This window comes from Gracilibacillus alcaliphilus, assembly GCF_016909015.1.
GTDB lineage: Bacteria > Bacillota > Bacilli > Bacillales > Amphibacillaceae > Gracilibacillus > Gracilibacillus alcaliphilus.
In genome coordinates this window covers 32,769-47,848 of record NZ_JAFBFA010000021.1, presented here as the reverse complement: position 1 = coordinate 47,848, position 15,080 = coordinate 32,769, and the positions used below count along the sequence as shown (strand labels likewise).

The window sequence follows — 15,080 nt, the reverse complement described above, 5'->3', positions numbered from 1 at the left end:
GAAACGGCCTTTGCCTGATATTGCTGTCCGGCAGGATACCTATTTCATTCTTTGCTTATTATTTTTTGTTCACTTGGCTCATTACTTCTTCCGCAAAGTTATCTTCACGTTTCTCAATACCTTCGCCAACTTCATAACGAACAAAAGATTGAACAGTAGCATTGTGATTAGCAGCTACTTGTTTTACTTTTTGATCTGGGTCTTTCACAAAGCTTTGGTCTAATAAACAAATCTCTTCAAAGAATTTATTAAGACGGCCTTCTACCATTTTTTCAACGATTTTTTCTGGTTTTCCTTCGTTTAATGCTTGTGTTTTTAATACTTCTCGTTCTTTTTCTATATCTTCTGCAGAAACAGCGTCACGAGACAAATATTTAGGGTTGATCGCAGCAATATGCATAGCAATATCTTTGGCTACCTGCTCATTGTCTGTCCCTTCAAGAACAGTGACAACACCGATTTTACCACCCATGTGAATATAAGCACCAAATACATCATTGTCTGTTTTGTTGAAGATAGCGAATCGGCGTAAAGAAATCTTTTCACCAATTTTGGCAATGTTAGAGTTAATAAATGCCTCTACTGTATCCTCTCCACCCTGGAATGATTGTTGAAGAGCCTCTTCCACATTCGCAGGCTTTGCAGCTAAAAGATGTTTAGCCAAATCCTGAGCTAATTGTTGGAACTGATCATTCTTTGTTACGAAATCTGTTTCACAGTTTAACTCTAATAATACCGCATCATTACCAGATATTTCAATATAAGCAGAACCTTCTGCAGCAATACGATCTGCCTTTTTTGCTGCTTTTGCAATACCTTTTTCACGCAAGTAATCAATTGCTGCGTCGATATTTCCATCTGTTTCTTGAAGTGCCTTCTTACAATCCATCATACCAGCACCAGTTTTTTCTCTTAGTTCTTTTACCAATTGAGCTGTAATTGCCATAATACCTATTCCTCCTTGTAATATCGAGTATTGTCATTAAAAAAACTTATCATACGTTACTTTATTCTGTATACCCCCTGCCTCTTGTTGCAAAAAGGCATAAAGAACAAACGACACTAACCGACTGATACGTCCCATTAAACCTCACTTGCCGATGAGCGTATCACTTTAAAGTTACTCGTTTATTATTCTTGAAAAAAGGTGATAAAAGGTCTCCCTCTTATCACCAAAACCTTTGATTACTCTTCTACAGTTTCTGCTTCTTTTTCTTCTGTTACTGCTTCTGCCTGAACGTCAGCTTCTTCTGTTACTTCGCCTTGTTTTGCTTCTAAAATAGCATCTGCCATTTTACCAGTAAGAAGTTTTACTGCACGAATCGCATCATCATTTGCAGGAATTACATAATCAATCTCATCTGGATCACAGTTTGTATCTACAATACCAACGATCGGGATATTTAATTTATGAGCTTCCGCTACCGCAATGCGTTCTTTTCTAGGGTCAATAATGAATAACGCATCAGGAACTTTGTTCATTTCTTTAATACCGCCTAAGAATTTCACTAAGCGTTCTTTCTCTTTAAGAAGACCAACTACTTCTTTTTTAGGTAATACTTCAAAAGTACCGTCTTCTTCCATTTTCTCAATATCTTTCAAACGATTAATACGTTTACGGATGGTTTCAAAGTTTGTTAAAGTTCCACCTAACCAACGCTGGTTTACAAAATACATTCCAGAACGGATAGCTTCTTCTTTCACAGATTCTTGTGCTTGCTTTTTTGTACCTACGAAAAGTACAGTACCGTCATTTTCCGCAACTTCTTTAATGAAGTTATATGCTTCTTCTACTTTCTTCACTGTCTTTTGTAAGTCAATGATATAAATGCCGTTACGTTCTGTGAAGATATATTTCTTCATTTTTGGGTTCCAACGGCGTGTTTGATGTCCAAAATGAACACCAGCTTCTAGTAATTGTTTCATAGAAATTACTGCCATGATATTTTTCCTCCTAGTTTTGGTTTATTATCCTCCATTTGTGTCATTAAATACAAGGACTCTAAAGAGCACCTCCTGTATTCTCCACAAACGTGTGTATTTAACACCGTCATTAAATATAACACAACGATTAAGGTCAAGCAAGCGATTTATTGATTTTTTTGTTGGAATTTCAGTAATAATTCAATTTCGGTTGTTCCTTTATTTAGTTGTTTCGCAATTTCTTCTACCGTATAGCCCTTTGCCTGTAAGTGCAAGGCTTTAGCAGCAAGCGATTGTTCTACTTTATCTTCGACCTTATCGTCCACCGTAATCGGCTGAAAATCAGGTGGCGAAAGGGGCAGATCGGCTACAGGTTCCTGTTCAACCGGTGCTTCTGTTGCTGGCTGCGGATCTTCTGCTACATTATTTACTGGTTGTTCTGTTTCCGTTTGAATATGACGGGCGTTCTCCAAACGTTGCAGCAGTTCATTGTTTTCTTGTCTTATGTCAATCAAATACACCGCTAATGTATCTTCGATGGCTTTGGCCTGCTCTTTGATATCTTGCTCCATATCCCCGTATGTATCTAATTTTAACTTGAACTGCCTGATGATGATAAACGTTGCTACATGAATCAAAAAGCTTATTAATAACAAAATGTATACCATATACAACACCTTATTTCTGTCAATTTCCTTGTCTGTGCACCTGTTCAAATATACGATTATTCGTTTTCAAACAGACTCAACTTTCGCACACATAAACAAACACGGCACAGCTTGCTATGATGTATAAACCTGTTCACCATTATTGCCCTTCCCTTATCATTATTTAGACTGAATAAGCGCGTGAAAACCTGCTCCGACCTACCACATCGCGACGACAATCGCAACGTCTGCACTAGTACGTCCTGTACGTCGGAAAGCGAAACGGTCAGCCGCAGCGGTTGCTTTGCTCACGATACCTTACACGCTAAGATATCTGATCACAAAGTACGGTAGCATACAAAACATGCGCTAGTTCCTTTATCAGGAAGTCGGGAAAAGCCACTACAAGTACTTGGTGTCTATCGATTTGTATACAGCATTTCAGAGTGTGACAATTGAGTAACAGATAACGTACGTTTCCTATATATACCCTTGGTCCATTTTCCGAAAACACAGAAATTTATTTTTTGTACTTTCTGAAAATAGACCAATTTAGAAAGGGCACATAGTATGGAAGGGGCGCTACCTTCATACAACCTATTGGTAATGTGCAAACAAACGGCGAATTTTGGTGATCGCTTGTTTATGGATTTGTGAAATCCGTGAAGTCGTTAACTGCAGAACCTTGCCTATCTCAGTAAAAGTGAGCTCTTTATCATAAAATAAATCTAACACCAATTGTTCATTTTCATTTAATTGTTTCATACAATCAGCCAAGGTTTGATAACTCTCTTGTTTTAAAAGATGGTTTTCTGGTTTAGGCTCTCGATCATCGGGAATCAAATAGCCAATCGCTTCACGTGTCTCATCTGTGGCCAATTTACTTTTTTCTTCTATAGATAGCAAATTGGAAAAAAAGCTGTCCTTCATGATTTCTTCCACTTCATCGGTTGAAATTTGCATATGATTTGCAATTTCTGCTGTGGTTACTTCATGTTGTAATTGCTGTTCTAATAATTCGATAGTTTGCTCTACTTTTTTCACCCTGTCTCTTGTTGTACGCGGAAGCCAGTCTTCTTTACGCAGGCCATCAATAATAGCACCTTTGATGCGAAAAGAGGCATACGTATCGAATTTTAACTCACGAGTATGATCAAACTTCAGAAGGGCATCATACAGCCCTGTCATCCCCAAACTTCTAATATCATCCTTATTTACATTCCTAGGCAGATTTGCAGTGATTCGTTGGACATGATAATTCACTAAATACATATAATATTCAATTAATTGATTTGCATCTTCCTCGCGTTTTTTAGTCAGCCAATTTTCCCAAAGTATCTGTTCAGAAGCTGCCTCTTTCACCATCGAATCACCCCAATTCTTGTAGTCATTGTAAATTTCACCTTCTGTTTTGGATCTGCTAACCTGCCAGAAAAGTCTTGTTTGTTCTGATTGTCAAGGTTAGATTTGACTAACACCTTCATGAACGGTTCTAATCTCCAACATACCTGTATCAATATTAAACTCAATCGTTCGCCCTTTACTGCCGCCTACATCCTTAGCTACAACCCTGATTTGATATTCTTTCAATTTCCGAAGCACTGCCTCTACATTTCGTTCACCAATCTTCAACATATTACTGTTTTGATTGGAAAACATATGGGCACCGCCAGCTAATTTTGCCTTTAAACCAGTCCTCGAAATTCCTCGTTTTTTTAATTCCTCCATTAACATATCTACGGCAGTATCGGCATATTTCAATTTATTGGAGATAGGGCGTTTCGAAGAGGTAGAGTCTGGCAGCATCACATGCGCTAAACCAGCAACCTTGCTATTATAAATAACCACACCGACACAGGATCCCAATCCAGATGTTTTAAGTGTATTGGGTGCTTTTGTTACCTTCAAGTCGGCAATACCTATTTTTACTACGTTTTTTATTAGCGTCATTATTCTATAACTCCTAGTGATTCGAAAATTTTCCCGAAGGAGTCTGGATCAGGCAGCAATAAGAAATGACCTTTGATTAGTTCTCGCTGCGGGCTGCCTTCTTGAACAATGGAAGTATCGATAATAATCGCATAATCACTTTCTTGGGAAATCTCTATCATCCCTTGCATGAGAATTGCCGCGGCCATATCCATTACTAATGTCGGAACAGTAGGCTGCATATTAATAGAGGTGAAATCGGACAAAGCCGATAGATAAGAACCTGATAGGATATTACCTACCTCTGATATAGCAGAAAGCGCCATCTCATCCTCGATGATATCTGATACATTTACGTTTATTAACTGTTCCGCCAGTAAATTTGCTTCCTCCGGCTGTAAGACAAAAAACATACTGCCAGGGGCTTCTCCTTGAATTCTGAGACAGACACTGACAATCACTTGATCAGGTCCGCCAACATATTCCATTAATTCATTGAACTCTACAATTTTAATAGCAGGGACAGACATATCAATCTTCTTATTTAACAGGTTGGATAAAGCCGTTGCGGCATTACCTGATCCTATATTGCCAATTTCACTTAATATATCCAGATGGAGTGAGGATAAATTATTCATGTCAACCATTTAGCTGGCCTACTTTCCCTTTCATGGCTTGCAATGCCTCTAAGTCCAGTACCTTTTCTAAATCTAACAGCATAATCAAACGATCGTTTACCTGGGCAACGCCTTTAATATAATCCACGTCTACTGCACCGATAACTTGTGGTGCCGGCTCTAATTTATTCTGAGGAATATCCAGCACATCGTATGCTGCATCAACAATCAAACCAACATCATAGTTCTCCATATGTACAATGATGATACGATTGCTTTCATTTGTTTCTACAGAAGATGTCATGCCAAACCGTTCGCGGAGATGGACAATCGGTGTAATTACACCACGAAGGTTAATAACCCCTTTCACACAAGGCGCTGTCTTAGGCACACGCGTCATATGCAGTTTCCGTTCAATGGCGCCCACCTTCTCCACTGGTATGGCATATTCCTGGTTATCAAGCTGTGCCACAATACATTTGTATATATTTGCATTTCCATCCATGTTTGTTCCCCCCTAAGTGATAATTGTGTTTGTATCGATAATTAAAGCAACTTGACCATCGCCTAAGATCGTGGCACCAGAAATAGCAAAGACATCCCCTAAGAATTCTCCCAAGGATTTAAGTACAATTTCCTGCTGTCCAATAAATGTATCGACAATCAGACCAGCCATTTTATCCCCTTTACGAATAATGACCACTGGATACAGGTCTGATTCTTCCTTTTCTACAGGGACTTCAAAGACATCCTTTAAATCAAGCAGGGGAACAACCTTGCCTCTGAAATCAATGACTTGCTTATTATGAGCATTGAGGATATCTTCCTTATGAATAATCGCCGTTTCAATAATTGAAGAGAGTGGAATTGCATATTTTTCATCAGCTACTTCCACCAGTAAGGCAGAAATAATCGATAAGGTAAGTGGTAACTGAATAGAAAATAACGAGCCTGACCCTTCCTCTGACTCGATTGTCAGCATGCCGCCAAGAGACTCAATCGTATTCTTAACAACATCTAACCCAACACCGCGGCCAGAAACATCACTGATATGATCAGCAGTCGAAAAGCCGCTGGATAAAATTAATTGATAGATTTCTTTTTCGCTAAGCTGTTCCGCCACCTCTGGCGTGACCACCTGATTCTCGATTGCCTTGTGAAGTACCTTTTCTTTATTGATACCAGCTCCATCATCTGAAATTTCAATAAAAACATGGTTACCACTATGATATGCCTTTAACAACAGTTTTCCTGTTTCATTTTTGCCAGCTTGTATTCGCTTATCAGGTGTTTCGATCCCGTGGTCTAATGAGTTGCGAATTAAATGAACTAAAGGATCGCCAATTTCATCAATCACCGTTCGATCCAGTTCTGTCTCCGCTCCTACGATTTGCAAGTCAATCTTTTTGCCTAAATCTTTGGATAATTGGCGTACCATGCGCGGGAATCGGTTAAATACTTGCTCCACAGGAACCATTCTCATATTCAGAATAATATTCTGTAAATCATTTGAGATTCTTGACATATGCTCGACAGTGTCTTGTAATTCACTATGTCTTAAATTGGTAGAAATTTGCTCCAGGCGACCTTTATCAATCACTAACTCTTCGAATAAGTTCATTAATGCATCCAAACGATCGATATTGACACGGATGGTCTTACTCACAACATTTTGTGCTTTCTTTGTTTTCGTTGTCGTTTCTTGCTGCTTCGGTGCGGCTGTCTTCTGTTCCTCTTTCGATTCGTCCAGTTTTGTTTCCTCTTGCTGAGCTGATTCTGACGGTTCTGCCAGCTCATACTCTTGGATAACTACTTCCTCAACCTCTGAAACCTTAAGAATCTTATTTTTTACCTGATCTGCTGTTTCTTTGGTAATCAATAATACATGAAAAGAGCTCTCAAAATTCTCTTCTTCTAATTCCTGTACGGTTGGATCAGATTTAATTACTTCGCCTACTTGTTCCAATACTTCAAAAACCATATAAACACGAGCTGCTTTCAACAAGCAATTCTCTGCCAGCCTTACATTTATCTCTAAATTATTACAATCATTTTCTTTCGATTGCCTTAAGACTGTCTGCTCAAATTCATCCAGATTGGCAAATGGGCTGAATATTGTATCTGCAGCTTCTGGCTTACTATCCACGATATCGGCTGATGCAAAACCTGCACTTGCCTTTGGAATCTCTTCCTTATTCTCAATTGCTTGAAGTTGAGTCACTAACTGCTGAACATCGGCGGCACCTTCGCCACCATCCACAATGTCTAAAACCATTCCCTCCAGCTGATCAACAGCTTGAAATAATACATCCATTATTTCCGAATGAATACTAATTTGATTATTTCGAACTGCATCAAAGACATTCTCCATTTTATGTGTCAAGTCCGCAATATCTCTATACCCCATTGTAGCAGCCATACCTTTCAATGTATGAGCAGAACGAAAGATTTCACTGACTGTTTCCATATTGGCAGGGTCGTTTTCTAATATTAATAAATGATCATTCAATGATTGAATATGTTCCTTACTTTCCTCAATAAACACCTCTAAATATTCATTTACTTCCATCCACCTATCACCTCTTGTTAGGGACTTTTTGTATTAATACATCACTTACATCGTTCAGATCTTCCGTGTAATCTATCAACCCCGTCTTCACAGCAGCTTGAGGCATTCCGTAAACAACACAGCTTGCCTCGGACTGTGCAATCGCGATCGTTCTCGGATGATGCTTCTTTAATTGAATTAAGCCATTGGTTCCATCGCTTCCCATACCTGTTAAAATGACGGCGATTGGGTGGCAGTGTCTGATACTGGCAATCGATTCAAACAGAACATCTACGGCAGGCTGATGACCGTTTACTGGTTCTGATTCTTTTACATCGGCAATCAATTGCGTTCCTGCAGAAATCACTTTAAATTGCTTCGCCCCCTGTGCCACATAAACATGTCCTTTTTCGATGACATCACCATGTGCGACTTCTTTTACATGCAGCGCAGACATCTTATTAAGTCGTTCTGCTAAGGATTTAGTAAACCCTTTTGGCATGTGCTGTACAATCACAACAGGCGCCTGAAAACCTGCGGGTAAACCTGTGATTACATCTTGCAATGCACGCGGTCCCCCTGTAGACGATCCAATCGCCACAATCGGATGATCACTTTGAATTGCTTTATATGTATTCTTTCTCTTCGTTGAGACTGCTTTCTCAGCAGGCAGCCAGCGAAAATGGCTGACTTGTGTAGCTCGCTCAACCTTACTGATAATCTCCTCTTGGATATCTTTAATATTAAGAGAGATTGCTCCGGAAGGTTTGGCAATAAAATCAACAGCTCCATAAGACATCGCCTCCATTGTCTTATCCGCACCTTGTTTTGTTAGACTGGAGAGCATCACTACTGGGGTCGGCTGACGTTTCATAATTTCCTGCAAGGTAGAAATGCCATCCATTACCGGCATTTCTACATCTAGTGTAATTACATCTGGTTTCCATTCAATCAGCTTCTTTAAGGCATCTTCCCCATTTCTTGCTGTACCGCAGACCTCCAGCTGATCGGAGGCACTTAAAATATCTGTGATCATCTTGCGCATAAATGCGGAATCATCTACAACCAAGATTTGTTTTTTGGCCATGGCAGTCTACCTTTCTGTAAAGATTCTTTTTAATCGCCTGATAAACCCTGAACGATTGGTTGGCTCGACAGGTTCATTCAAATATTGCTTGGCAATGCTTTCTAAGGCTTTTGCCGCCCGTGAGTTATGTTGATGCAGTACAAATGGTTCTTGAGCAATGACAGCATTTACAACTGCCTCATCGTCAGGTACAGAACCCAATGGATGAATAGACTGATTTAAGAAACGCTTCACCACACCTATTAATCTATTGCTTACCTCTATCCCCTGCTTGGCATTGCGTGTTCGATTAACAATTACATGAAAGGCTGTTTCTCGTTCCATCAGTACATGTTTGATCATAGAATAGGCATCTGTTATAGATGTTGGCTCAGGAGTTGTTACAAGTATACATTCATCCACTGCCTTCATGAATTCGATCGTATCCCTGGTTACCCCTGCCCCCATATCAAAGATAATATAATCATAGGTTTTCACCGCTTGCTCCAACTGCTGAATAAAAAAAGTTAATTTTTGCTGATTCAGTTGAAATATCTCGTTTAATCCACTGCCACCGGCTATAAAATCTAAGCAATTTGGCCCTGTTTCTATCATATCAAAAAACGTGACTTTTTGCTCAAATAAATGCGAAATAGAGTATTTGGCGTTAGTTCCTAACAAAATATCGATATTGCCCATTCCTATATCTAGATCAATTAATAAGACTTTTTTTGATCTTTTTGCCAACAGTAATGAAAAATTTATGGCGATATTCGATTTACCAACCCCGCCTTTCCCACTAACAATTGCCAGTGTTTTAGCCTGTGGTATAACAGCGTGGCTATCCTGTAACTTTCTTCTTAGTTGTTCTGCTTGATCTGTCATTTACGCAAACCACCAACAATTAGATTAGCAACTTGGTCAATAGAAGCCTCTTGAATATCATCTGGTACATCCTGTCCGTTGGTAATATAAGCCAAACCGACGTCATGTTTCAAACATAAGTTAAGTACTGTACCATAGGTATTTGTTTCGTCTTCTTTTGTAAGAATCGCCTGTTTAATCGGGATCTTATTAAACTGTTGATAAATTACCTCAACATCACTAGCTCTTGTTGTTAATGAAAGCACTAAATATGTATTTACTTCATAGGTTAAGTCAACTATTTTACCGAGTTCATCCACATATTTATCATCGCGGAAATTCCGTCCAGCCGTATCAACAAAGATATAATCATAATCTTTAAATTGGTCCCTTGCCTTCTGATAATCTTTCATGTTATAAGCGATCTCAATCGGTACATCAAGTATTTTGGAATACGTTTTTAATTGTTCAATCGCTGCAATCCGATACGTATCAGTGGTAATAAACGCTACCTTCTTTTTACGGTTTAGTACACATTCAGCTGCCAGTTTGGCAATGGTAGTTGTTTTACCAACACCTGTCGGACCGACTAAATGGATAATCTGCTTATCAAAAGCATCACCGCCAAAGTTGCCTTTCTGTGCCAAGCGATTTTTGATTTCAAATGCAAGCTGGTTAGATAATTGATCCATATCTATTTCTTTGGACTCAAATCGGTGCTGAATCGCTTGGATGATCTCATGTGCGATTGATGAGTCAACCTCTGCCGCTAACAAATGTTGATAGGCTTCTTGATAAGGAGCAGCAAACAGATCATCATTTTTTTGTTCTTTCAGCATACTCTTCATCTCACGCAATTCTTTTAAAAGACTATCCTGCGCAGAAATGGTTGCCGCTTTTTCTAGCTTCTGTCTGTTTTTTACTTTTTGTTTTACCGGGTTTTTCTTTGGTGTTGCGGCATGATCAACAGCCGCAAGCACTTCAATTTTGCGTTTTTTAAATAGACCTAAAAAGCCACCCTCATAGACAATCTTTGAATTTAAAATAACGGCATCCGGGCCCAATTCTTTTTTGACCACCTGCATTACTTCTGGCATTGTTTCACCTTTAATCTTTTTTACCTTCATGCCACATTCACCACCCCGATGCTTTGGATTTCTGCTGTAGGCTCAATCTCGTTATAGGAAAGCACTGTAACATGAGGATAGAAGCGATCTAATAACTGTTTAAAATACATTCTGATCGTTGGAGAACAGATAATAACAGGTGTCTCTTCTTGTAAACTCATGTTTTCGACATTCTCTGACACAGATTGAATAACTCTTTGTTGTGTATCTGGATCCATTGCTAGATAACTTCCATACTCTGTTTGTTGGATATGTTCTGCGATTAATTTCTCTACCTCTCCGGAAACAGTGATGACCTTCAGCTGTTGTTTACCATGTAACAGTTCGGTTGTAATTTGGGCAGATAATGCTTGTCTTACATATTCCCCTAATAGATCGGTATCGGTTGTCATTTTTGAGAAATCAGCTAATGTTTCAAAAATAACAGGTAAATTCTTAATCGAGACATGTTCACGTAACAGTTTGGCTAATACCTTCTGAATATCTCCTACACTTAATGGCTCTGGTGTTACTTCCTCCACCAAAATTGGATTACTTTCTTTTAAGTGATCGATTAATTGCTGTGTTTCTTGACGGCCAATTAACTGGTGAGCGTGCCGCTTAATGACCTCGGTAATATGAGTCGATACAACGGAAGGTGGGTCTACTACTGTATAACCAGACATTTCCGCTTCATCTTTTACTGCCTCTGTTATCCATTTTGCGGGAAGACCAAAGGCAGGTTCAACCGTATCGATCCCCTCTAAATCATCATCTTCAATCCCTGGGCTCATTGCCAAATAGTGATCTAACAGCAACTCACCTTTAGCAGCTTCATTTCCTTTGATTTTCAATCGATATTCATTTGGGTTTAATTGAATATTATCACGGATACGTACAACTGGTATAACTAATCCTAGTTCTATTGCTAATTGGCGCCGAATCATCACTACTCGGTCTAACAAATCGCCCCCCTGATTCGTATCTGCTAATGGAATTAAGCCATATCCAAATTCAAACTCAATCGGATCCATATTAATTAAGCCAATCACATTCTCTGGTGCTTTCATCTCTTCTGACTCCTCTTGAGCCAGTTCTTCTTCTGTCGATGGCTCTTCCACATTTGACCTTCGTGACAGTAGAAAGGCTGCTATAATTAACACGGCAGCAATCGAGCCTGTCAAAAAGAAATTAATAGGGGTAAGCCCTAGCAAAAAGATTGTACCGCCTGCGATATATAACATGGTAGGATATTGGAGCAGCTGCTTACTTACATTGGTACTTAAATTACTATCTGAGGCAACACGTGTGACAACGATACCTGTAGCCGTCGAAATAAGCAAAGCTGGAATCTGTGTAACTAATCCGTCGCCTACTGTTAAGCGCATATAGGTATCAATCGCTTCACCAAAACTAAAGCCCATCTGTGTCATCCCAATAATCAATCCAAAAATAATATTGATAATTACAATGATAATACTGGCAATGGCATCCCCTTTGACAAATTTACTGGCCCCATCCATTGATCCATAAAAATCAGATTCATTTTCGATTTTTTCGCGGCGTTCTTTAGCTTGCTGTTCATTAATTAAACCGGCATTCAGGTCGGCATCAATGCTCATCTGCTTTCCAGGCATAGCATCTAAAGTAAATCGGGCAGCAACCTCTGATACACGTTCACTACCTTTTGTAATAACAATAAATTGGATAATAACCAAAATAATAAATACAACAAAACCAACCAAAGGATTGTCTCCGATAACGAAGGAACCAAAGGTATCTACTACACCGCCGGCATCCGCTTCGGAAAGAATCGATCTAGTAGTGGATACACTGATACCTAGGCGAAATAAGGTAAGCAATAGTAATAAAGAGGGAAACACGGAGAACTGCAATGTTTCCGTTGTATTCATCGCTACAAGGATTACAATTAGTGCTAGAGACATATTCAATAAAATAAGTATACTTAATAACCACCCTGGCAGTGGAATAATTAACATAACAACAATGGAGATAACTCCTAATAAAACAAATAGATCTCTAGATTTCATTTTCTTGCAACTCCTTTATATCCAACTCACACTTCACTCCACGACTTATGCCTTTTTCTGCACACGATACACATAAGCCAGTATCTCAGCCACTGTTTTAAAATATTCTTCTCCAATAACTTGATTTATTTCTACCTCATTATATAATGCTCTTGCTAAAGGGCGATTTTCTACCATCATGATATCATGGTTTCTTGCAACGTCCTTTATCCGCATCGCAACAAAATCAACCCCTTTGGCAACAACATACGGTGCGTCTGCCTTGTCTTCATCATATTTCAACGCAATCGCGTAATGGGTTGGGTTGGTAATCACTACATCTGCATTGGGAATTTCACTCATCATCCGCTGCATGGACATCTGTCGCTGTTTCTCTTTGATCTTCGATTTAATTAAGGGATCACCTTCGATATTTTTATGCTCATCTTTGATATCATTTTTGGACATTCTATTTTGCTTTTCGAAATCATACTTTTGATAACTGTAATCAAGTATAGAAATAATAAGTAAGGCGATGGCAGTAGCCAGCCCCATTTGGATCGTCAATTGCCCAAAGAATGCTAACGAAATGTTGACTTCATTATACGTTAACATCATAATCTCTCCACGATTCATCCAAATAATCGAGAAAGTGATAGTAGCAATAACTGCAATTTTCAACACAGATTTAACCAGTTCTACAAGTGCCCTTGCAGAAAAAATTCTTTTTGCCCCTTGGATAGGGTCAATTTTGTTTAATTTCATTTTTAATGGTTCTGTTGAAAATAGAAAACCAAATTGTAAGAAATTCGAAGCTAGACCTGCGACGACAGCAATTAACATAATTGGTGCTAGTACCAGTGCGATCTGTGAAACCACATCGATAAACATTTTATGTATCTCAATTGCCGTCACCTCATGGTGGATATACTCCGTAAACGACTTATTGTACATCTCTGTCATGGCATTTTTTAATGAATTGCCAATCACTAACAAAATGATAAATACAAAGAATAACAAAATGGCCGTATTTACATCCTGACTCTTTGCTACTTGTCCTTTCTTTCTTACATCCTGTCGCTTCTTTGGGGTTGCCTTTTCTGTTTTTTCACCAGCAAAATATTGCAGATTTAATGGTAAACGCATAGTTAGCCTCCCCCAAGTATTTGCATAAGGTTTTGCATCGATTCTAGAGTAAATTGAAATAACCGTTGGACGATAGTAATATAAAAGGCCATAAATACAAACAAAGTTGCAAAAGATACCAAGATCTTCAAAGGAAGTCCAACCACAAAAACATTCAACTGTGGCACTGTCCTTGCGATCATCCCTAAAGCAACATCCACCAAAAACAAACAACCGACAATCGGTAAAGCCAACTGAAAGGCCATTAAAAACATCTGACTAAACACTTGTAAAATAAATTCCGGATTATCCAACTGGATCGGCTGGTCTAACTGCAATGCTTCAAAACTATACATCACGCCATTCAGAAACAAGTGATGGGCGTCCACTGTTAAAAGAAACAAAATCGCAATGGTATAAAAATACTGGCCGATGATCGGACTTTGGGCGCCTGTCTGTGGATCCACCACATTGGCTATGGCAAAGCCCATTTGAAAATCGATAAATCCTCCGGCTATTTGAATCGCCGTGAGAATAAGAAATGCCAGTAAACCTAGCATTAAGCCGATAAGCGCCTCTTTTAAAGCTAACAGCAAGAACATACCGTCAACGGCTAGTTCCGGTATATCCAATGCATAAAACGTAACCCAAGCAATGAAGAAACCGACCCCTATCTTCAACTGAGCTGGAATATTTCGGTAAGAAAAAATTGGTACTGTTGCCAAAAAAGCCATAATCCTTATTAAAATTAAAATAAAAGCAGGTAATTGATTGATATTTAACAATTCCAACATCGTCTATCTCACAAACTGATTGATGTTTTGAAAAATATTAGAAGCAAATTCAACCATGGTGGCTAACATCCATGGACCGAAAAATACAATCCCCAGTAATACAGCAACAATCTTTGGAATAAAGGCAAGTGTCTGCTCTTGGATCTGCGTGGTTGCTTGAAAGACACTGACTAGCAAGCCGACCACTAATGCCAGTAACAGGAGTGGGCCAGTAACCATTAATATTGTATAAATTCCCTGCTCTGCTAATGAAATAACTGTTTCACCACTCACTTGTTAAACATCCCTTTCCTATACATCCTAAAGTGCATGAATATCCTTATAAGTGCGAGTTCAAAAAGTTCGGTAAAAAGGACCAAGAAGTTCTAGGCGGCGCAGACTTTGAGCCACGGAGCGTATGCTTTTAATACGTGAGTAGCGGAAAAGCAAGC

At 39.0% G+C, this 15,080-nt stretch carries 15 protein-coding genes; all 15 read right to left on the bottom strand.

What is annotated here, in order from left to right:
- Positions 1-58: 58 nt before the first annotated feature.
- On the bottom strand, positions 59-946 hold the full coding sequence (tsf, locus tag JOD18_RS14840) for a translation elongation factor Ts (RefSeq protein WP_204669927.1): 888 nt from the start codon (positions 944-946) through the stop codon (positions 59-61).
- A 239-nt stretch (positions 947-1,185) separates the two neighbouring features.
- The gene (rpsB, locus tag JOD18_RS14835) at positions 1,186-1,941 is read right to left on the bottom strand and encodes a 30S ribosomal protein S2 (protein ID WP_204669926.1); all 756 of its coding nucleotides are present in this window, start codon (positions 1,939-1,941) and stop codon (positions 1,186-1,188) included.
- Between the two features lie 149 nt (positions 1,942-2,090).
- Positions 2,091-2,591, bottom strand: a complete 501-nt coding sequence (locus tag JOD18_RS14830) for a hypothetical protein (protein ID WP_204669925.1) — start codon at positions 2,589-2,591, stop codon at positions 2,091-2,093.
- Between the two features lie 576 nt (positions 2,592-3,167).
- Positions 3,168-3,935, bottom strand: coding sequence for a FliA/WhiG family RNA polymerase sigma factor (locus JOD18_RS14825; RefSeq protein ID WP_204669924.1), 768 nt, complete (start codon positions 3,933-3,935; stop codon positions 3,168-3,170).
- Between the two features lie 96 nt (positions 3,936-4,031).
- A complete protein-coding gene (locus JOD18_RS14820; protein ID WP_204669923.1) occupies positions 4,032-4,520 on the bottom strand; it encodes a chemotaxis protein CheD in 489 nt (162 codons plus the stop codon).
- Complete coding sequence (locus JOD18_RS14815) at positions 4,520-5,146, bottom strand: chemotaxis protein CheC (protein ID WP_204669922.1); 627 nt, start codon at positions 5,144-5,146, stop codon at positions 4,520-4,522. The genes JOD18_RS14820 and JOD18_RS14815 overlap by 1 nt, the downstream gene beginning before the upstream one ends.
- Positions 5,139-5,621 (bottom strand): chemotaxis protein CheW, encoded by a 483-nt coding sequence (locus JOD18_RS14810; RefSeq protein ID WP_204669921.1) that lies wholly within the window; start codon positions 5,619-5,621, stop codon positions 5,139-5,141. The genes JOD18_RS14815 and JOD18_RS14810 overlap by 8 nt, the downstream gene beginning before the upstream one ends.
- 12 nt (positions 5,622-5,633) lie before the next feature.
- On the bottom strand, positions 5,634-7,685 hold the full coding sequence (locus tag JOD18_RS14805) for a chemotaxis protein CheA (protein ID WP_204669920.1): 2,052 nt from the start codon (positions 7,683-7,685) through the stop codon (positions 5,634-5,636).
- 7 nt (positions 7,686-7,692) lie between these two features.
- A complete protein-coding gene (locus tag JOD18_RS14800) occupies positions 7,693-8,751 on the bottom strand; it encodes a protein-glutamate methylesterase/protein-glutamine glutaminase (RefSeq protein WP_204669919.1) in 1,059 nt (352 codons plus the stop codon).
- A gap of 6 nt (positions 8,752-8,757) precedes the next feature.
- Positions 8,758-9,615 carry a MinD/ParA family protein gene (locus JOD18_RS14795; protein ID WP_204669918.1) on the bottom strand — a complete coding sequence of 286 codons (858 nt, stop codon included), beginning with the start codon at positions 9,613-9,615 and terminating at the stop codon, positions 8,758-8,760.
- Positions 9,612-10,721, bottom strand: coding sequence for a flagellar biosynthesis GTPase FlhF (gene flhF, locus JOD18_RS14790; protein WP_204669917.1), 1,110 nt, complete (start codon positions 10,719-10,721; stop codon positions 9,612-9,614). The genes JOD18_RS14795 and flhF overlap by 4 nt, the downstream gene beginning before the upstream one ends.
- Positions 10,718-12,751, bottom strand: a complete 2,034-nt coding sequence (flhA, locus tag JOD18_RS14785) for a flagellar biosynthesis protein FlhA (protein ID WP_204669916.1) — start codon at positions 12,749-12,751, stop codon at positions 10,718-10,720. The genes flhF and flhA overlap by 4 nt, the downstream gene beginning before the upstream one ends.
- Before the next feature lie 45 nt (positions 12,752-12,796).
- Positions 12,797-13,876, bottom strand: a complete 1,080-nt coding sequence (gene flhB / locus JOD18_RS14780) for a flagellar biosynthesis protein FlhB (protein ID WP_204669915.1) — start codon at positions 13,874-13,876, stop codon at positions 12,797-12,799.
- A gap of 2 nt (positions 13,877-13,878) precedes the next feature.
- Positions 13,879-14,649: a flagellar biosynthetic protein FliR gene (gene fliR / locus JOD18_RS14775; protein ID WP_204669914.1), complete on the bottom strand. Its 771-nt coding sequence runs from the start codon at positions 14,647-14,649 to the stop codon at positions 13,879-13,881.
- A 3-nt stretch (positions 14,650-14,652) separates the two neighbouring features.
- Entirely contained in the window at positions 14,653-14,922 is a 270-nt protein-coding gene (fliQ, locus tag JOD18_RS14770; RefSeq protein ID WP_204669913.1) for a flagellar biosynthesis protein FliQ, read from the bottom strand.
- Between the last annotated feature and the right edge of the window lie 158 nt (positions 14,923-15,080).